The sequence below is a fragment of the Sphaerisporangium dianthi genome (assembly GCF_042654065.1).
GTDB classification, from domain to species: Bacteria; Actinomycetota; Actinomycetes; order Streptosporangiales; family Streptosporangiaceae; genus Sphaerisporangium; species Sphaerisporangium dianthi.
Genome location: NZ_JBHSFP010000021.1, coordinates 74,984 through 93,544, shown reverse-complemented (window position 1 = coordinate 93,544; position 18,561 = coordinate 74,984). Strand labels below are relative to the sequence as shown.

Sequence of the window (18,561 nt, the reverse complement as noted above, 5' to 3'; positions counted from 1 at the left end):
GTCAGGAGTTCAGCGTGCCCGCGAGGAAGGCCAGCAGGTCCTGCCGGGTGATCAGGCCGATGGGCTTGCCGTCGTCGAGGACCACCGCGGCGTCGGCCTTCTCCAGCGCCTCGATGGCCACCGCGACCGGCTCTCCGGCGCCGACCATGGGGAGCGGCGCGGACATGTGATCCTCGATGGGGTCGTCGCCGCGCACCTTGCCCCGGTAGAGGGCCTCCAGCAGGTCGCGCTCGACGATCGAGCCGACCACCTCGGCCGCCATGACGGGCGGCTCCTCCTTCATGACGGGCAGCTGCGAGACGCTGTACTCGCGCATAATCGCGATGGCGGTGCTGACCGACTCGTGCGGGTGGGTGTGCACGAACTCCGGCAGGCCGGGGGACTTGCGGCCGAGCACGTCCCTGACCAGCCCTTCGTCGCTGGAGGAGGTCAGGAAGCCGTAGTCGGCCATCCAGTCGTCGTTGAAGATCTTGGACAGGTAGCCGCGCCCGCCGTCGGGCAGCAGGACGACCACGACGGCGTCCGGCCCGGCCTCGGCCGCCACCCGCAGCGCCGCCACGACCGCCATGCCGCAGGAGCCGCCGACCAGCAGGGCCTCCTCGCGCGCCAGGCGGCGCGTCATCGAGAAGGAGTCCTTGTCGGAGACCGCGACGATGCGGTCGGCGATCTTCGTGTCGTAGGTGGCGGGCCAGAAGTCCTCGCCGACGCCCTCGACCAGGTAGGGCCGCCCGGAGCCGCCCGAGTAGACCGACCCCTCGGGGTCGGCGCCGATGATCTGCACCCGGCCGCCGGAGACCTCCTTGAGGTAACGGCCGGTGCCGCTGATCGTGCCGCCCGTGCCGACGCCGGTCACGAAGTGGGTGATGCGCCCCTCGGTCTGCTCCCAGATCTCGGGGCCGGTCGAGTGGTAGTGGCTCTCGGGGTTCTCCGGGTTGGAGTACTGGTCGGGCTTCCAGGCGTTCGGCACCTCGCGCACCAGCCGGTCGGAGACCGAGTAGTAGGAGTCGGGGTGGTCGGGCGAGACCGCCGTCGGGCAGACGACGACCTCGGCGCCGTACGCGCGCAGGACGGAGATCTTGTCCTGGGCCACCTTGTCGGGGACCACGAACAGGCAGCGGTAACCTCGGTCTTGGGCCACGATGGCCAGGCCGATGCCGGTGTTGCCCGAGGTGGGCTCCACGATGGTGCCGCCTGGCCGCAGCGCGCCCGAGCGCTCGGCGGCCTCGACCATGCGCAGCGCGATGCGGTCCTTGACCGAGCCGCCGGGGTTGAAGTACTCGACCTTGGCGATCACCTGAGCCGATATGCCGGCCGTGACCTTACGCAGCCGTACGAGCGGAGTATCGCCCATGAGCTCGATGAGCGAATCGTGTACGCGCACCGGGAATAACACCTCATTTGCCGAAGCTTTGTCAGCTTGTCGATGCCGGGTTCCGGTGCGAGATCCGGGGTCCGGCTGGGTTCCAATTCCTCACCGTACCGTCACGACCAGTGCCACAGGGGACAGGCCGCCACGAGTCCGGGGACCCCTAAGGACCAAAGGGGCCGCCTCCCTCGAAGGGCCGTCCCGGCCGCGCCGACCTCACCGATCGCCGGTCGTTCTGGTGAGCACCGCAACCCTGACGGGAATCATCACGAAGGTAAGAGGATCCAGGAAGGGACACTGGAAGTGATCTGGACGCCCGCGACCGCACGGGCGGCTCGCCGGATCGCCACAGCGGCCGCGTTGGGCGGCGGTGGCGTGACGGCGCTCGGGGCCGCCATGTACGTGCTCCTCAACGCAGAGGCGATGGTCGCCCGCAAACTCGTCGGCCGCCCCCACGGCATGGACGGCCCCGCCTCCGACGGCCTCTACGGCGAGTGGCCGGCCCACGCCGGCGGCGAGCCGGCCCGGCCGATCACCATGGTCATGCTCGGCGACTCCACCTCCGTCGGGCTCGGCGTGACCGACCCCGCCGACACCCCCGCCGTGATCATCGCCAACGGCCTCGCCGCCGCCGCCGGGCGGCCCGTGCGGCTCGACGTCTTCGGCCGGTCGGGCGCGATCTCGGCCGACCTCTCCCACCAGGTGGACCGCGCGCTCAAGACGCGGCCCGAGATCGCGGTGATCTTCGTCGGCGCCAACGACGTCACCGCCAAGGTCAAGCCCGCCGACGCGGTCGGCCACCTGCGCGAGGCCGTGGCGCGGCTGCGCGAGGCGGGCGCGGAGGTCGTCGTCGGCACCTGCCCCGACCTCGGCACGATCCGCCCGATCGCCCAGCCGCTGCGCTGGGTGACGCAGCGGTGGAGCCGGCAGCTCGCGGCGGCGCAGACCGTCGCGGTGATCGAGGAGGGCGGGCGCACGGTGGCCTTCGCCGACGTCCTCGGCCCGGAATTCGCGACATATCCCGGCGAGATGTTCGGACCCGACCGATACCACCCATCTGCCCGAGGTTACCAACGGTCCGCTTACGTAGTGCTACCTTCTGTATGCGCCGCGTTGGGAATCGGGCCCGAAGCCGAACCCGAGCGTGGCGAAGGATCGCAATCGATTTACCTCGCGGCGGCCAAGGCCGCGGAGGAGTCCGGCACCGAGGTCACCGCGACCCACGTCGCCGGCCGCGCGACCGGCCCCCACGGCAGATGGGCCATGATTCTGCGCCGGCGGCCGGGGGCGATGCCTCGCAGCGCCTAGACCCGGTCACCCTCCGCGACGAGGCCGTCACCCGTGCCCGCATTGGAGTGGAATGCCCGTGATCCGGCCTCTCGCGAAACCGGCCCTGACGCTCGCCGGGATCCTGGCCATGGCCGGCTGCTCCGGCAGCAAGGCGGCCGGCGACGAGACGCACCCGACCTGGCGCAACGACGCGGTCAACGCCGTCAGCCGCGCCACCGTGGCCGCCGGCGTGGCCACGGTGACCTCGATGAGCGCGGACGGCACGCTGGAGACCACCGCCCTGGACCTGTCCGGCGGCAAGAAGCTGTGGGCCCGCCCGGCCACGATCGCGGGGCGCCTGCCGGGCATGGGCGTGCAACCCCCGGCCGCCGTCGAGACCGGCGCCGGCCAGGGCGTCATAGCGGCCGTCGAGCCGGTCGAGCGGGGCCGGTGGAGCGCCGCCCTGACCGCCGTGGACGCGCGCACCGGGCAGCGGAAGTGGTCCCGTCCCGTCCACTCCACCTTCGGCCCCCAGCGGTGCGGGCCCTACATCTGCGTGTCGGAGAACACCGCCCTGGCATCGGCGCGCATGGTGGTGCTCGACCCGCGCACCGGCCGGACCCTGTGGAAACTCCCCGGCATCGCCGAGGTCGAGTGGTCCGACGCGGCCCGGGTCGTGATGCTCCGCATGGCCAAGCACCCCGTCCTGTCCTCCCACGACGTCACGACCGGCAAGCCGGTGTGGCAACTGCCGGTGGAGCAGGCGCTCAGCCCCGGCGTCGACCTGTCGGGCGGCTGGGCCTTCGGCGCCTCAGGGGCCGACCTCGTCGGTTACGTCGCCCCGTACACCAACCCCGGCAAGAACCGCGTCTCCTCCTTCGGCGTGTTCTCGGTGCGGCTGTCGGACGGCCGGGTCAACTGGCTGCGCCCGTCGGTCGTCCGCGTCTACCCCAGCGGCAGCCCGGGGCTGGCCCCCGTCGTGCGCCCGATCGACCAGCAGGGGCAGTACGGCGGCTTCGCCCGGCTCGACCCCGGCACCGGCCGGGTGACCGGGCAGATCACCGCCGAGCAGGTCCCCGGCACCGGCTGGTGGCTCGCCTTCCCCGGCGACATGGCGAGGCTCGGCTTCCTCAAGCCCGGCGGCGCCGGCTCGGCGTTCGACCTCGTCTCCGGACGGCCGGCGCCGGTCCAGGGGCAGCGCGGATGGTCGTTCTGCGTCACCGACCCCAAGCCGCTGCCGCTGCGCGGGGCGGGGCGGGGTTTCTACTCCACGGCCGCCCTGTGCGAGTTCGACCTGGCCACCGGCAAGCGCCTGCCGGGGACGTCTGCCCCGCCGCCGTGGTTCACCGGCAGCCAGAACGGCTGGCGCCTGTGGCGCGACGAGAAGGGCGCCGTGCACGCCGTCCAGGACGCCACCGGCTCGGCTCCGGGCATGTACGGCTGACACGTGGGCCGGAGCACAGGCCGGCGGAACCGGGTACGTGTTCGCCGTACATAGTTCTGTTTCTTGGCGCCCCGGCGGGTGGCAACGGCCCTACCGCGCGGTAACCTCCGCTGGAGGGAGCCCTGCCACGAACCCAGGAGAGCCATATGCCCGAGGCAGTCATCGTCGCGACGGCGCGTTCGCCGATCGGCCGCGCCTTCAAGGGGTCGCTCAAGGACATCCGTCCCGACGACCTCACCGTCCAGATGATCAAGGCCGCGCTGGACAAGGTCCCGCAGCTCGATCCCAACGAGGTCGACGACCTGATGCTGGGCTGTGGCCTGCCGGGCGGCGAGCAGGGCTTCAACATGGCCCGGGTGGTGTCCGTTCTGCTCGGCCTGGACGGCGTTCCCGGCACCACGGTCACCCGCTACTGCTCCTCCTCGCTCCAGACGACGCGCATGGCCTTCCACGCCATCAAGGCGGGCGAGGGGGACGTGTTCATCTCGGCCGGCGTCGAGTGCGTCTCCCGGTTCGTCAAGGGCAGCTCCGACTCGCTGCCCGACACCACCAACCCGCTTTTCCTGGACGCGAAGGAGCGCACCGACGCCCGCGCCGAGGGCGGCGCGCCCACGTGGCACGACCCTCGCCAGGACGCGCGGATGCCCGACGTCTACGTCGCCATGGGCCAGACCGCCGAGAACGTCGCGGGCCTGCGGGGCGTGAGCCGAAAGGAGCAGGACGAGTTCGGCGTCCGCTCGCAGAACCTCGCCGAGAAGGCCCTCGCCAACGGGTTCTGGGAGCAGGACATCACCCCCGTCACGCTGCCCGACGGCACCGTCGTCAGCAAGGACGACGGCCCGAGGCCCGGCACCACCTACGAGGCGGTCTCCCAGCTCAAGCCGGTGTTCCGGCCCGACGGCACGGTCACGGCCGGCAACTGCTGCCCGCTGAACGACGGTGCCGCCGCGGTGGTCGTGATGAGCGACGTGAAGGCCGCCGAGCTGGGCATCACGCCGCTGGCCCGCATCGTCTCGACCGGCGTCACCGGCCTGTCCCCCGAGATCATGGGCCTCGGGCCGGTGGAGGCGTCCCGGCAGGCACTGCGCCGGGCGGGCATGTCGATCTCCGACGTCGACCTCGTGGAGATCAACGAGGCGTTCGCCGCGCAGGTGATCCCGTCCTACACCGAGCTCGGCATCGACATCGACCGGCTGAACGTCAACGGCGGCGCCATCGCCGTCGGGCACCCGTTCGGCATGACGGGCGCCCGCATCACCTCCACGCTGCTCAACGGCCTGCGCTTCCACGACAAGTCGATCGGCCTGGAGACGATGTGCGTCGGCGGCGGCCAGGGCATGGCCATGCTGCTGGAGCGCCTCAACTAGCCGCCGCGACCGGACGCGCCCACGGCGGGCCGTGAGCGCGTCCCCGGGCCCAGTGCGTCCCCGGATGTGTCCATGAGCGCGTCCCCGGGCTTGTGTCCGTTAGCCGTCCGCGGGCGCCCGGTCGTGGGCTCAGCCGTGGACGTCGGGGCCCGCGCGGGTGAGGTCGATGCGGACGATCACCCGCCGCTCCCGCGTCATGGCCGCGCGGTAGTCGTCCCAGTCGGGGTGCTCGCCGGAGATGTCGCGGTAGTAGTCGACCAGGTGCTCCATCGCCTCGGGCAGGGACACGATCTCGGCGGTGCCCTCGATCTGGATCCAGTCGCCGTAGAAGCCGTCGGTCATCACGCACAAGGTGACCTTCGGGTCACGGCGGAGGTTGCGGATCTTGGCTGCGGTCTCTCTGGTGCTGACGACCGCGTGACCGGCGGCGTCCACGCCGACCGTCACCGGGGACATCTGCGGGCGGCCGTCGGGATGGAAGGTCAGCATCACCGCGCGGTGGTTGTTCCTGAGGAATTCACGGGCCTTGTCGAGATCCATGTCTCCATGATGATCCATGTCCGCCGGGAAACGTCACGGCGGGAGGTGCCCGGCACAGGACTGCGCCCACGCCAGGCGATGACGTGGGCGCGTTGAACTGCAGGGGCTTACATGAAGCCCATGCGGGAACGACGTTGCCGCTCGTGCTCGATGACGATCGCGGCGGCGTAGCCGTGGGTCAGCCCGTGCTCGTCGGCGAGCCAGTTGGCCCGCTCATCACAGCGCAGGAACGACGGGCCGTTGTCGATGGCTTGGAACCACTCTGGGAGTGCGCGTCCGGTGATGTCCGGAACTCTCGCGATCAGCTTGTTCTGCGTCTCCGGTGAGTGGTTCAACGACATGGGCACCTCCATGAGTGAAGCCTCTTTTGCTTGACACTGCATCACCAGCCCCGTGATGGCAAGGGCCCAAAGGCCAGTCTTCCCTCACACGAGGTAGATCATTAGTCGCCGTGCGTTGAGGTACCCAGACCTCCGCTTGCCATGCCGGTTTTCGGTCATGAACCCACAAAGGCGGACGCCCCGCCCACAAGCGGACGGGGCGTCTGGCGCGAGGATCTAGTCGTTGTTGAAGAAGTAGCTGATGAAGCGCAGGATCTCCAGGTAGAGCCACACCAGGCTCACCGTGAGACCGAAGGCCATCAGCCAGGAGTACTTCTCGGGGACGCCCGCACGCACGCCCTCTTCGACGGCGGCGAAGTCGAGCAGCAGGAAGAAGCAGCCGAGCAGGATCATCGCGACGCTGAAGATCCAGCCGATCGGGCTGTCGGTGCGCAGCCCGAGGCCGCCCTGGGTGAAGATGCTCGCGATCCAGTTGACCAGCATCAGGCCGACGGCCGCGAAGCCGGCCGCCACGACGAACTTGGTGAACTTGGGCGTCGGCCGGAAGATCTTGAGCGCGTACACCGCCAGCACGCCGCCGAAGGCGACCATCGTGCCGAGCACGGCCTGGAAGACGATGCCCTCGTAGAGATAGTTGAAGGCGTTGCTGATCACGCCGATGGCGATGCCGTAGGACACCGAGTAGCCGAGGATCAGCGCCGGGTTCGTGCTCTGCTTGAACGAGACGATCAGCCCGAGCACCAGACCCACGATCACCGCCGGAGCGATCACCGCAGGGGGGAAGTCGAAGTACCAGGCGACCGCCGCGGACGCCACGAGGGTGCCGAGCGTGATGAAACCCCGGACCACGACATCGTCGACCGTCATGGGCCGCGCCGCCGTCGGCGGGGCGTACGCCGGGGCGTTGTACATGTCCTGCAGGTACTGGGGGCTGGCGGTGGGGCCGGCCCACGACTGACGGTTGTTCTTCCCCAGTCTGCTGAGAACCGGGTTCCTGCTCTGCATCACTGCCTCCACTGCGACCTGCGCTCACCCTGCTCGTCGAGCCTCACAGGGAACTGCCGCCTGTAGCAATAACTGTCATCGGTCATGGCGGTCAGGATGACCCTGCCGTATTGCGCCGCCGGGAGCCCGCATGCGGGCCTCCGGCGGCAACGAGTACAACGAGGGGCCCGGCACTGGAGTTCCGTCCCCGCATGTTGCGATTGGATCACCGTGCCGGGCGCGCCCGGCCGCGCCGTCCTTCCGACTTCCGGCGGCGCGGGCCGGTGCGCCGATCGCCGTCGGGTGTCCACGATACGGACAGGCCGCCGCTGAATGAAAGTTTCAGGCCCCCCCTTAACCTCTGGCGCGGAGGGATTTTTCCGTCATTGTTCGTCGTAACCCGTTTATGGGTGCCTTTAGTGCTTATAAGCAATTACAGTGCGTAGATCATCGCCCGCCCGGACGTCGAATGACCCGGCTCGCCGGGGATGCCGACCAGGCGTGGCGGCCGAATGACACAAAATGGTAACGATTGCCCTCGATGGAGGGTTCGGCCGCCTCGCGCCCGCTTGGCGGGGCGGCGATAAACACCCGGCCTCGTGCGGCAAACGGACAAGGATATGGCCAGAGGGCCGTTGTCGCCGACACGGGGGCGTTTCATATACCCGGCAGAGTGCCCCCGGTGGGACTCGAACCCACACTGGAACCCTTTTAAGGGGTTTGCCTCTGCCATTGGGCTACGGGGGCGCCGTAATCATACGTAACGGACCACACTTGCGTAACGGGTCAGAGCCCACGTCTCTGCTCTTCCTTCCGTAGTCCGCAAGATAACCGTATACGTCGCATGCCCCCGTGACTCGGGCAATGAACAACAGACCGCTCAAGTCGCCCAATTCCACCACGCGTCCTTGTTATGCCTACAGACAACGGTACGGCTCGCACCCGAGGTCTTCGGGTGCGAGCCGTACCTGAACCCGTCAGCCAGTGGCGGCGGCCGCCTTGAACTCCTCCCGCGGCGACTCGATCTCACCGAGTGAGAGGGTCTCCCGCTTGAAGAAGAGGGCGAGCGTCCAGTCGGCCACCACGCGGACCTTGCGGTTCAACGTAGGCACCCGGGACAGATGGTAGGTGCGGTGCATGAACCACGCAGGGAATCCGTGAAGCTTGACGCCATAGACGTTCGCGACGCCCTTGTGCAGCCCCAGTCCGGCCACCGAGCCCACGTACTTGTGCCGGTATTCCACCAGCGGGCGGCCCTGGAGGTGGCGGACGATGTTGCCGGCGAGCACCTTGGCCTGCCGCACGGCGTGCTGGGCGTTGGGCGCGCAGTACTGCCCGGGGTTGGTCACGTCGGGCACGCCCGCGACGTCGCCGGCGGCGAAGGCGTCCCGGGTGCCGGCGACCGTGAGCCTGGTCGTGGTCTTGACGCGCCCCCGCTCGTCCAGCGGCAGGTCACCGGCGTTGACGACCGGGCTCGCCTTGACGCCCGCGGTCCACACGATCGTCGCCGACTCGAAGCGGTCGCCGTCGGAGAGCGCCACGTGGCCGCCCTCGCAGGACTCGAGCAGCGTGCGCATCTTGATGTCGATGCCCCGCGCGCGCAGTTCCTCGAGCGTCCACTTGCCCATCTCGGGCCCCACCTCCGGCAGGATGCGGTCGCTGGCCTCGACGAGCACCCAGCGCAGGTCGTCCTCGCTGAGGGTGTCGTAGTAGCGCACGGCGTCGCGGGCCATGTCCTCCAGCTCGGCCAGTGCCTCGACGCCCGCGAAGCCGGCGCCGACCACGACGAACGTCAGCGCCCTGCGCCGCACCTGCTCGTCATCGGTGGAGTCGGCGCGGTCGAACAGGGCGAGCACCCGGTTGCGCAGCGCGACGGCCTCCCCGACCGACTTGAAGCCGATCGCGGCGTCCGTGAGGCCCGGGATGGGGAGGGTGCGGGAGATGGAGCCGGCCGCCATGACAAGGATGTCGTAATCGATCTCCTTGCTCGGGCCGGTGCCGGGCTCGAACGTCACCGACTTGTTGGCGTGGTGGACCTTGGTGACCTTGCCGTTGAGGATGCGGACCTTGGACAGCACCCGCCGCAGAGGCGCGACGACGTGGCGCGGCGACAGGTTGCCGGCCGCGGCCTCCGGCAGGAACGGCTGGTAGGTCATGTAGGACTGGGGGCTGACGATCGTGATGCGGACGCGGCCGGATCGCAGCTCGTTGCGGAGCAGGCGCTGCAGCCGCAGGCCCGTGTAGAGGCCGACGTAACCTCCGCCGACGATCAGGATGTGCTTCGCCTTCTGGTCCACGTGAGTGCCCCTTCGCGGCATGGTCGCTTGTGAAACCATTCACAAGGTTACGTCACGACCGGCTATCGACGCCAATCCTCCCAGGCATCAAACTTTGACGTTTTTTCCGAAAATAGCCGTTTGAGCAGCGGTTTCTCCAGTGAAGATCAGTAAAACTTTCCTCTAGTGACGAACTTCACTCTCAGGCCGTTCCAGGAGCAGGGCTTTCGCCGCCGCCCCCGTCCCTCGGCCGCCCCCTGCTCGTACGCGTTCAGCCCGCCAGCGTCACCGCGCGGGCGAAGACGGCGTCGAGCATCTCCTCGGTGACCCGGCCGGTGAAGGTGTTCTGCTGGCTCGGGTGGTAGCAGCCGAGAAGGCGCACCGGCGCGGCGCCGTGGAAGATCTCGACCTCGGCGCCGTGGCCGAACGGCGGCCTGCTGCGCGGCAGCGTGTACCCGCTCTGCCGCAGCGCCGGCCAGACGGCCTGCCAGGCGAACCCGCCGAGGGCCACGACGACGCGCGCGGAGCCGGCGACCAGCTCAAGCTCCTTGGCCAGCCACGGGAAGCACGTCGCCCGCTCTTCGACTGTGGGCTTGTTGGCCGGCGGGGCGCAGCGGACGGCCGCGACCATGCGCGCGCCGATCAGCCGCTGCCCGTCCCCCGCGTGCGTGCTCGTGGGCTGGGCCGCCAGGCCGGTGCGGTACAGCGAGGCGAACAGCCAGTCGCCGCTGCGGTCGCCCGTGAAGATCCGTCCCGTGCGGTTGCCGCCGTGCGCCGCCGGGGCGAGCCCGACGAGCAGGACGCGCGGCTCGTCCTCCCCCCAGCCGGCGATGGGCCTGCCCCAATAGGTCTCGCCCACAAACGCCCGCCGCTTGACGTCCGCGACCTCCTCCCGCCACTCGACCAGACGGGGGCACGCCCGGCACACCGACTGCCGGGCGGTCAGCTCGGCGAGCGTGCCGCTCCGCGCGGCGAGCGCGGCGACCTCCTCGGGCGTGCCCGCGACAGGAGTGTCCGGCCCGGCCGGATCCCCCGGCCAGCCGCTGCCAGGCGGAACGAAGCTCATCCCCCGATCGTGCCAGCAGCGCCAGAGTGCACGCGCCCCGAGCGAGCGCCCGCCCACCTCTCGGACCGCACGGACCGAGCGCCCGCCCACCTCCGGGACCGCACGCCTTCTGCCGAGAGGGGGTCTGCTCGGATGGCAGGATCCGTCGTGTTCCCGTCATCGCCGCCATGCCGGCGGTTCGGTGAACATGAAGGAGTGACAGTCCGCGCACCGTGTTCGTCGTCTTCCCCGGCTTCCAGATCCTCGACCTGACCGGGCCCTACGAGGTGTTCGCCCAGGTCGCGCGCGTCACAGCCGGGTACGCGCTCGACACGGTGGCCGCGGCGCCCGGGCCGGTCCGTTCGCACGGGGGCCTGACCGTCACTCCGTCCCTGACGATCGACCGGTACGGCGTCCGAGGCGCGCGGAACCACCTCCGCCTTCGAGGGCCTGCCGGTCAGGGCGCAGGCTCAGGTTCCCGGGGCCCGGGCCGGCGAGTGGTGCGCGGTCAGCTCCAGTACGGCGTCGGCGGCGTTGCCGGGGCCGTCCACGGCGGCGTACAGGTCGCGGACGTGCTCGGCCGCGGCGCGGAACGACGGTTCGGCCAGCACCCGGCCGGCCGCCCGGGTGAGCCGATCGGTTCCCGCGCGCCACGGCTCGACCAGCAGTGCGGCGCCGCACCGCTGCGCGAGCGCCACGTTGAGATCTTGCTCGGCGTGCAGCGGCAGGCCCACCAGCGGTGTGCCCGCGGCCAGGGCGCTCTGCACGCTGCCCTGCCCGCCCGCGGTGACGGCGAGGTCCACTCGCGGCATGACCAGATGACTGGGCAGCACCCCGCCGACGCACACGCGCTCGTCGGCGAGGTCGCCGAGATCGTGCACGGTGCCCGCGATCAGGATGCGCACGCCCAGCGGCCGCAGGGCGGCCACGAGCCGGCGGACGAAGCGCGGCGAGGTCGAGGTGACGGCGACGTACGCGATCGGGCCCGGCCGGTCGAGGAACGCCCGCACGTGCTCGGGCATGGGCACGTCGAGGTGGGCGTAGAGCGGCCCGCTGTACCGAAGCCGGGTCGTGGGCCGGTAGTGCCGTCCGGACGGGCGCCAGGCCGCCAGCTCGGCGGCGGGCACGCCGAACACCTCGGGGATCTCGGGCACCAGCGCCAGGTCGCCGAGCACCAGCGCGCCCAGGCTCGGCACGCCCTCCGCGCCCAGCTTCGCGGCGACGCGGTTGAACCCGGAGCAGTAGAACCGCGTCCGCGGCAGCACCCGGTTGGCCAGCGACCGCCCGACCGGCCCGGGCAGGAACCGGGCCGCGCGGAAGGTGGGCGCCGGCACCAGGCCGCGTTCGAACGCGGCCGGCACCCAGCAGCAGGCGTGCTCGGTGACCAGCGCCGCGCCGGCCAGACGGGTCGAGAGCATGGTGGTCAGCGTGTATCCGGTGACGACGGTGCGCGTGCCGTGGGCGCGGAAGTACTCCGCCTCGGCGCGGACGTAGGTCTCCATCTCGTCGTCGGGGTAGATGCTCTGCCGCACGTCGCCGAGACCGGTGGCGTTGGCGACGACCTCGGCCGAACGCCGCGGGCTCATGTGCGGCCCGACGATGTCGTACTCGACCCCGGCGGCGCTCAGCAGTGACTCGTAGGTGCCTCCATGGGTGGCCATTCGCACGCTCGCGCCCCGCTGCGCGAGCGCTCGGTAGATCTCCACCATGCGGGAGGTCTCGGACAGGTAGCCGCAGTGCGGCATCACCACGATCCGGTGTTCTACGCCCATAGATAGGTAATATATTGACTATGTCTCCACGTGACAATACCGCCCTGTTCGGCGAGGGTCTCACTCCCCCGGTCCAGGCCTTCCGTGCCACCCTCTATCTGGCTCAGCGCCTGCGCTACCTGATGGACGAGCGGCTGCGCGCCGACGGCCTGACCACCCAGCAGGCCGCGCTGCTGACGGTCGTCTCCGCGCTCGGCACACCGTCGCTCAAGCAGGCCGCCGCCGCCCTTGGCACCACGCACCAGAACATCGCCCAGCTCGTCCAGGCGCTGCGGCGCAAAGGCATGCTCGACGTGCACGACGACCCCGCCGACGGCCGGCGCAGGCTGCTGTCGGTCACCGACGCCAGCCGGGCCTACTGGGCGGGCCGCGACGACGGCGACCACGCCGCGGTCGCGGGCTGGTTCGCCGCGCTGTCCGACGACGAACTGGCCACCTTCGTGGCGCTGACCGACCGGCTGGTGTCCGCACTGGACACCGCCCGCTGACCCCGGCCTCCGCCCTGCCACGGGTCTTCCGCCGACCGCGGCGCGATCACGGCACCGACCGCGGCGCCGATCGCGGCTTCGGCCACGACGGCCGATCGCGTCCGCCGGGAGTCACCGGAATCGTCGCCCGGTCGCCGGCCCGCCGCGTGCGGTGGACGGCGTCGAACGACGCACCGGCACGTCAGGAGGCCAGGCCGCGGGCGATGCCGTCGAGGATGTCGTGCTCGCTGACGACGACCTCGCCGAAGCCGAACCGGGCGACGATGCGGTCGAGGATGAGCGCGCCGGCGCCGATCACGTCCACCCTGCCGGGGTGCATGACCGGGATCGCCGCCCGCTCGTCGTGGGACATCACGAGCAGGCGCCGGGAGATCTCGTGCACCGTGGCCGCCGGGACGCGGGAACCGTGGATGCGCGCCGGGTCGTAGGCCGGCAGATCGAGGGCGATGCCCGCGACGGTCGTCACCGACCCGGCCAGGCCGATCAGAGTGCGCGCCCTGGTCACGGACACGGCCTCGGCCACCCGGTCGAGGGCCGCCTCGATATCGGCCGTCGCCGCCTCCACAGCCTCCGCATCAGCCATCTCGGCCCGCGCCGCCCCGGTCTGCGCCGCCCCGGCCTGTGGTGTCCCGGTCTCCGGCTTCCCGGCCTGCGGCGTCTCGCTCTGCGGCGTCTCGCTCTGCGGCGTCTCGGCCCGCGTCTGCGCCCGTGTGGGCGCCGCGAGGTGGCGTTCGGTGAGGCGGACGCAGCCGATGTCGACGGAGATCGCGCTTTCCACGTCGGTGGAGCCGAGGACGAACTCGGTGGACCCGCCGCCGATGTCCACCACCAGGACCGGGGACTCCACCCCGCTGAGCCCGGCGGTGGCGCCCAGGAACGACAGGTGCGCCTCCTCCGAGCCGGTGACCACCTCAGGGTCGACGCCGAAGATCTCGCGTACGCCGGCGACGAAGTCGGCGCGGTTGGCGGCGTCCCGGGTGGCGCTCGTGGCGACGACACGCACGCGTTCGGCGCCGTGCTCCCTGATCAGCTTGGCGTAGCCGCGCATCGCCGTGAAGGTGCGCTCAAGCGCCTCCGGGGCGAGCCGCCCGGTGCGGTCGACCCCCTCGCCGAGGCGGACGATCTCCATGCGCCTCTCGACGTCGGACAGCGCGCCCGCCGCCCCCCGGCCGGACGGGGTGCCGTCGGCGAGGTCGGCGATGAGCAGGCGGACGGAGTTGGTGCCGCAGTCGATGGCCGCCACGCGGGTCATGCGTCCTCCTCGGGATCGTCGGCGCCGGTGGGGACGCAGGGGCCGTCGCTCCACCACTGGGGCAGGGCGTCGAGGGCCTCGCGGCCGAAGGGGTTGACGCCCGGCGTGGCCAGCTCGTGGCCCACCAGGGCGTGCAGGCACTTCACGCGGTCGGGCATGCCGCCGGCGCTCTGCATGTCGCGGGGCAGCGGCTCAAGACCGGCCTCGGCCGCCGCGCGGTCGCGCCGCTCGACGTACGCGGCGTGCGCCCGCGCGTACGCCTCGGCCAGGGCGGGGTCGTCCGCCAGCCTGGCCTGCATGCGCTTCATCAGCCCCGAGGACTCGAGGGTGCCGATGGCCGAGGCGGCCTTGGGGCAGGTCAGGTAGAACAGCGTGGGGAACGGCGAGCCGTCGGGCAGCCGCGGGGCGGTCTCGACGACGTCCGGCAGCCCGCACGGGCACCTGTGGGCCACCGCCCGCAGGCCCCGGGGCGGCCGGCCGAGCTGGCGTTCGACCACGGCCGCGTCCGCGGGACTCATCGCCGCGTCCTCGCCTCGGCCCGCCGCGGCCGTGTCGGCCGGATCGACCATCGTGCACTCCCCTGACCAAGGACCGGGCCGCCTGACCGGCGCCCCGGACCGAAAATTCGGACACGTAAGTATCCAGCACCGCGCGGTCCGCGACGGCCGGCCCCGCACCACGTCGGCCCGCGGGGCGGGCGGCCGGGGGCGTCAGGGAGCGGGGGTGCGGGCGCCCAGTTCTACTCGTTGGCCGGTGCCGCGGTCGGCGGCCTCGATGGACTCCCACAGGGTCTGGTACCACGGGGGCTTGGCCTGGGACGTGGCCCCCGCCGCGGGCCGGCCGGTCTTCTTGGTCTTGTCGAGCAGCACGTAGCAGGTCTGGTGGCCGTCGCCGCAGTAGTGCAGCCGGCCCCTGGCGAGTTGCTTGATGTAGGCGGGGTCGTCCAGGCGCCTGCTGCGCTCTGCCAGCTCCTGGAGGTCCTTGAGCGCCTGGGCCTGCTGCCTCTCCAGCTGGGCGATCTGGCGTCGCTGCGCGACGTACTCGCGCACGGGATAGGCAAGGCTCATGGCGATCGCGCAGACGACGACCGCCAGGATCGCGGCCCGCCCCGTCAATTGCGGTCGCTTCTTCATGATCCTCCCGGGTCCGTACGGCTTGCGCCCATAACCGCGCAAGCCGTACGGGAAAAACTAGCCCTGGAAGCGCGGAAAAGCTCCGCGACCCGCGTAACGGGCGACATCGTCGAGCAGTTCCTCGATGCGGAGGAGCTGGTTGTACTTGGCGACGCGGTCGGACCGCGCCGGGGCGCCGGTCTTGATCTGGCCGCAGTTGGTGGCCACGGCGAGGTCGGCGATCGTGGTGTCCTCGGTCTCGCCGGAGCGGTGGCTCATCATGCAGCGGTAGCCGTTGCGGTGGGCGAGGTCGACGGCGTCGAGGGTCTCCGACAGGGTGCCGATCTGGTTCACCTTGACCAGCAGGGCGTTGGCCGTGCTCGTGGCGATGCCACGCTCGAGACGCTCGGGGTTGGTGACGAACAGGTCGTCGCCGACGATCTGCACCTTGGAGCCGAGCGCGCCGGTGATGGCCTTCCAGCCCTCCCAGTCCTCCTCGTCCAGCGGGTCCTCGATGGAGACCAGCGGGTAGGAGCGGACCAGGTCCTCGTAGAAGGAGATCAGCTCGTCGGAGCCGTGACCCTTGCCGTCGAGGGTGTAGACGCCCTTGGAGTGGAACTCGGTCGCGGCCACGTCCAGGGCCAGCGCGATGTCCTCGCCGGGGGTGTAGCCGGCCTTCTCGATGGCGACGAGGATCAGGTCGAGCGCGTCGCGGTTGCTCGGCAGGTTGGGCGCGAACCCGCCCTCGTCGCCGAGGCCGGTGGCGTAGCCCTTCTCTTTGAGGACCTTCTTGAGCACGTGGTAGGTCTCGGCGCCCATGCGGACGGCGTCGGAGAACGTCTCGGCGCCGATCGGCGCGATCATGAACTCCTGGATGTCGACGTTGCTGTCGGCGTGCGCGCCGCCGTTCAGGATGTTCATCATCGGAACGGGCAGGATGTGCGCGTTCGGCCCGCCCACGTAGCGGAACAGCGGCAGGTCGGCGCTGTCGGCGGCCGCCTTGGCCAGGGCCAGGGAGATGCCGAGGATGGCGTTGGCGCCGAGCCGGCCCTTGTTGGGCGTGCCGTCAAGGTCGATCATGGTCTGGTCGACGAGCCGCTGCTCTTCGGCGTCGAAGCCGATGATCTCGTCGGCGATCTCGTCGGTGACGTTGAGGACGGCCTTCTGCACGCCCTTGCCCAGGTAACGCTCGTCGCCGTCACGCAGCTCCACGGCCTCGAACTGGCCGGTGGACGCACCGCTCGGGACGGCCGCGCGGCCGGTGCTGTAGTCGTCGAGCAAGATCTCCACCTCGACCGTGGGGTTGCCCCGGGAGTCGAGAATCTCGCGTGCGGTAACGGCCTCGATGGCAGCCACGAAGCGCTCCTATGAGTCAGTAGCCCGGGGAAGGGCCCCCGGAACCCATCACCGCACCGTCGTACGCGATGCGGTTGCGGACGGTTTGCCTCACGAGCCTATCGGGGTCTACCGGTCGGTACGGATGCCGCGGTCGCCGGCCGGCTGTCTGGTTGACCACACTCTCGTGAACCCCGGCCGTCCAGCGGGCCGCGACCTCGCGCACCCGGGTCCGCCCGCTCGGACGCGCCCTCCCCGAAACCGCCCGCGAGGCGGATCGGCGCGTCAGCCGTCGGAGGGGCCTTCGGCGCGTTCGTGCGCGCGTTCCCAGGTGTGGACCCGGTCGCGGTAGTCGCGGGCGGCGGCGCGAAGCTCGGCCTCGGGGTCGAGGCCGGCGGCGCGGGCACGTCGTACGAGGTCGAACAGCTCGCGGCCGATGCCCTGGCCGATGGCGCGCGACAGCGAATCTGGGGCCCCGGCGCGTTCGGCGCGGCTCTGCAGCCCGCTCGCGAGCGACAGCGCGGGCTGGCCCATCGGCACGCCGTCCAGCACCGACCGCCGGCCCTTGGCGGCCCGCTCGGCGGCCTTGATCGTGTCCCAGTTGGCGTTGACCTCGTCGGCGCCGCTCACCACCGTGCCCGCGAACACGTGGGGATGGCGCCGGACCAGCTTGTCGAGGATGCCGCCCGCGACGTCGTCCACGTCGAAGCCACCGTCCTCGGCCGCGCGCTCCTGCGCCAGCCGGGCGTGGAAGACCACCTGGAGCAGCAGGTCGCCGAGCTCCTCGCGCAGGGCGGCGTGGTCGCCGTCCTCAATGGTCTCGAGCACCTCGTAGGACTCTTCCAGGAGGTAGGGGACGAGCGACTCGTGGGTCTGCTTGGCGTCCCACGGGCACTCGCGCCGGAGCCGGTCCATGACGGCGACCAGGTCGAGCAGCCGCGCCCCCGGCAGGTCGTAGGAGCCGGGGACGAGCTCGATGACCGGCGGGTCGTCCATGTCGAGCGCGGCGTGCCCGACTGCGCGCATGAGCGCCTCGTCGCCGTCCTGGGCGGCGAGCCAGACCACGGTGCCCTCGCGGCCTTCGCGGGCCAGGGCCGCGGGGTCGGGCGTCACCACCTCGACCGGGATGTCCTCCTGCGCCAGGTACGGCAGCAGCGGGTGCTCGCCGGAGCCGGTGAGCACCCGCCCCGACCCGAGGGCCGCCCACGCGCGCCCGCTCAGCAGGCCGGGGGCCACCCTGGGCGAGGACGTGACGACGAGGAGGGGCACGTCACTGGCCGGCGGCCGGATCGGCCGCCGGGTCGGCCGCCGGGTCGCCGAGCTGGTCGGCGCCGGCCGGCTTCTCCGCGGGCTTGCCGAAGCGCGCCTCGTCGACGAGGCCCTGCTGGGTGTCCCAGGCGCCGTAGCGGTGGGAGACCTTGACCGGGATGGCGTCGAGCTGCGCGAAGAGCTTCTGCTGGGCGACCTGGACGGAGTTCTGGTCGGTGAGGTTGGCGCCGAACCGCTCGAGGCTCTTCTGGTAGATCAGCGCGGTGCGGATCCACTGGCGGGTCTCCGACGGCGGCACGCCCTTGCTGAGCGAGGCGGGGCCGATCTTCTCGATGCCGCCCTGCTCGGTGATGAACTTGTCGATGTCGCCCTCGGAGACGGTGACGCCGTTGCGCTGGGCGAACTGCTCGAACTGGCGGAAGTAGATCAGCTGGAGCAGCACGGCGCGCGGGATCGACGGCAGCTGCAGCTGCGCCTCGGTGATCTTGGCCTGCTTCAGCGCCGCCTGGAACTCGCGGACCTCGGAGTCCAGCCGGCCCGAGCTGATGCGCTCGCCGCCGACGGTGGCCACCGAGCCGACCTGCACGGGCGAGGAACAGGCGGTCAGCGCGACGCCGGCGGCCGCGGCGGCCAGGAGCACGCGCACACGATTCGACTTCACTAGCGGTCCCTTCAACAGACGCGGGTTACTCTACCGGGTT

17 protein-coding genes and 1 tRNA gene are annotated in these 18,561 nt (G+C 71.1%); 4 read left to right on the top strand and 14 right to left on the bottom strand.

Annotated features, from left to right (window positions below; translation table 11 throughout):
* Position 1: 1 nt before the first annotated feature.
* Positions 2–1,381 carry a cystathionine beta-synthase gene (locus ACFO60_RS26240; RefSeq protein ID WP_380844591.1) on the bottom strand — a complete coding sequence of 460 codons (1,380 nt, stop codon included), beginning with the start codon at positions 1,379–1,381 and terminating at the stop codon, positions 2–4.
* A gap of 288 nt (positions 1,382–1,669) precedes the next feature.
* On the opposite strand from ACFO60_RS26240, the gene ACFO60_RS26235 reads away from it, so the two are divergent.
* The 3 genes from ACFO60_RS26235 to ACFO60_RS26225 all read left to right on the top strand — a co-directional run bounded on the left by ACFO60_RS26235 (position 1,670) and on the right by ACFO60_RS26225 (position 5,446).
* Complete coding sequence (locus tag ACFO60_RS26235; RefSeq protein ID WP_380844588.1) at positions 1,670–2,674, top strand: SGNH/GDSL hydrolase family protein; 1,005 nt, start codon at positions 1,670–1,672, stop codon at positions 2,672–2,674.
* Between the two features lie 52 nt (positions 2,675–2,726).
* Positions 2,727–4,079 carry an outer membrane protein assembly factor BamB family protein gene (locus ACFO60_RS26230; RefSeq protein ID WP_380844585.1) on the top strand — a complete coding sequence of 451 codons (1,353 nt, stop codon included), beginning with the start codon at positions 2,727–2,729 and terminating at the stop codon, positions 4,077–4,079.
* A gap of 146 nt (positions 4,080–4,225) precedes the next feature.
* Entirely contained in the window at positions 4,226–5,446 is a 1,221-nt protein-coding gene (locus ACFO60_RS26225; protein ID WP_380844582.1) for an acetyl-CoA C-acetyltransferase, read from the top strand.
* A gap of 129 nt (positions 5,447–5,575) precedes the next feature.
* Here the strand turns inward: ACFO60_RS26225 and ACFO60_RS26220 are convergent, their stop codons facing one another.
* The 7 genes from ACFO60_RS26220 to ACFO60_RS26190 form a co-directional block, all read right to left on the bottom strand.
* Entirely contained in the window at positions 5,576–5,986 is a 411-nt protein-coding gene (locus ACFO60_RS26220) for a PPOX class F420-dependent oxidoreductase (protein WP_380844579.1), read from the bottom strand.
* Positions 5,987–6,093: 107 nt separating this feature from the next.
* Positions 6,094–6,327, bottom strand: coding sequence for a DUF4287 domain-containing protein (locus ACFO60_RS26215; protein ID WP_248961667.1), 234 nt, complete (start codon positions 6,325–6,327; stop codon positions 6,094–6,096).
* Between the two features lie 216 nt (positions 6,328–6,543).
* Entirely contained in the window at positions 6,544–7,332 is a 789-nt protein-coding gene (locus ACFO60_RS26210) for a Bax inhibitor-1/YccA family protein (protein ID WP_380844576.1), read from the bottom strand.
* Between the two features lie 653 nt (positions 7,333–7,985).
* A tRNA-Leu gene (locus ACFO60_RS26205) sits at positions 7,986–8,058 on the bottom strand.
* Between the two features lie 230 nt (positions 8,059–8,288).
* Positions 8,289–9,647, bottom strand: coding sequence for an NAD(P)/FAD-dependent oxidoreductase (locus tag ACFO60_RS26200; protein WP_380844573.1), 1,359 nt, complete (start codon positions 9,645–9,647; stop codon positions 8,289–8,291).
* A gap of 211 nt (positions 9,648–9,858) precedes the next feature.
* Entirely contained in the window at positions 9,859–10,653 is a 795-nt protein-coding gene (locus ACFO60_RS26195) for a uracil-DNA glycosylase (protein WP_380844570.1), read from the bottom strand.
* A 449-nt stretch (positions 10,654–11,102) separates the two neighbouring features.
* On the bottom strand, positions 11,103–12,404 hold the full coding sequence (locus ACFO60_RS26190) for a glycosyltransferase (RefSeq protein ID WP_380844567.1): 1,302 nt from the start codon (positions 12,402–12,404) through the stop codon (positions 11,103–11,105).
* A gap of 20 nt (positions 12,405–12,424) precedes the next feature.
* Between ACFO60_RS26190 and ACFO60_RS26185 the strand changes: the two genes are divergently transcribed.
* Positions 12,425–12,892 (top strand): MarR family winged helix-turn-helix transcriptional regulator, encoded by a 468-nt coding sequence (locus tag ACFO60_RS26185; RefSeq protein WP_380844564.1) that lies wholly within the window; start codon positions 12,425–12,427, stop codon positions 12,890–12,892.
* Positions 12,893–13,073: 181 nt separating this feature from the next.
* Here the strand turns inward: ACFO60_RS26185 and ACFO60_RS26180 are convergent, their stop codons facing one another.
* The 6 genes from ACFO60_RS26180 to ACFO60_RS26155 form a co-directional block, all read right to left on the bottom strand.
* Complete coding sequence (locus ACFO60_RS26180; protein ID WP_380844561.1) at positions 13,074–14,144, bottom strand: Ppx/GppA phosphatase family protein; 1,071 nt, start codon at positions 14,142–14,144, stop codon at positions 13,074–13,076.
* A complete protein-coding gene (locus ACFO60_RS26175; RefSeq protein WP_380844773.1) occupies positions 14,141–14,662 on the bottom strand; it encodes a DUF501 domain-containing protein in 522 nt (173 codons plus the stop codon). The genes ACFO60_RS26180 and ACFO60_RS26175 overlap by 4 nt, the downstream gene beginning before the upstream one ends.
* 192 nt (positions 14,663–14,854) lie before the next feature.
* Positions 14,855–15,277, bottom strand: a complete 423-nt coding sequence (locus ACFO60_RS26170) for an FtsB family cell division protein (protein ID WP_380844558.1) — start codon at positions 15,275–15,277, stop codon at positions 14,855–14,857.
* Between the two features lie 57 nt (positions 15,278–15,334).
* Positions 15,335–16,612 carry a phosphopyruvate hydratase gene (gene eno / locus ACFO60_RS26165; RefSeq protein ID WP_380844555.1) on the bottom strand — a complete coding sequence of 426 codons (1,278 nt, stop codon included), beginning with the start codon at positions 16,610–16,612 and terminating at the stop codon, positions 15,335–15,337.
* Between the two features lie 264 nt (positions 16,613–16,876).
* Positions 16,877–17,860 (bottom strand): nucleoside triphosphate pyrophosphohydrolase, encoded by a 984-nt coding sequence (locus ACFO60_RS26160; protein ID WP_380844552.1) that lies wholly within the window; start codon positions 17,858–17,860, stop codon positions 16,877–16,879.
* A 1-nt stretch (position 17,861) separates the two neighbouring features.
* Positions 17,862–18,521, bottom strand: a complete 660-nt coding sequence (locus ACFO60_RS26155) for a SurA N-terminal domain-containing protein (RefSeq protein ID WP_380844549.1) — start codon at positions 18,519–18,521, stop codon at positions 17,862–17,864.
* Positions 18,522–18,561 lie beyond the last annotated feature (40 nt).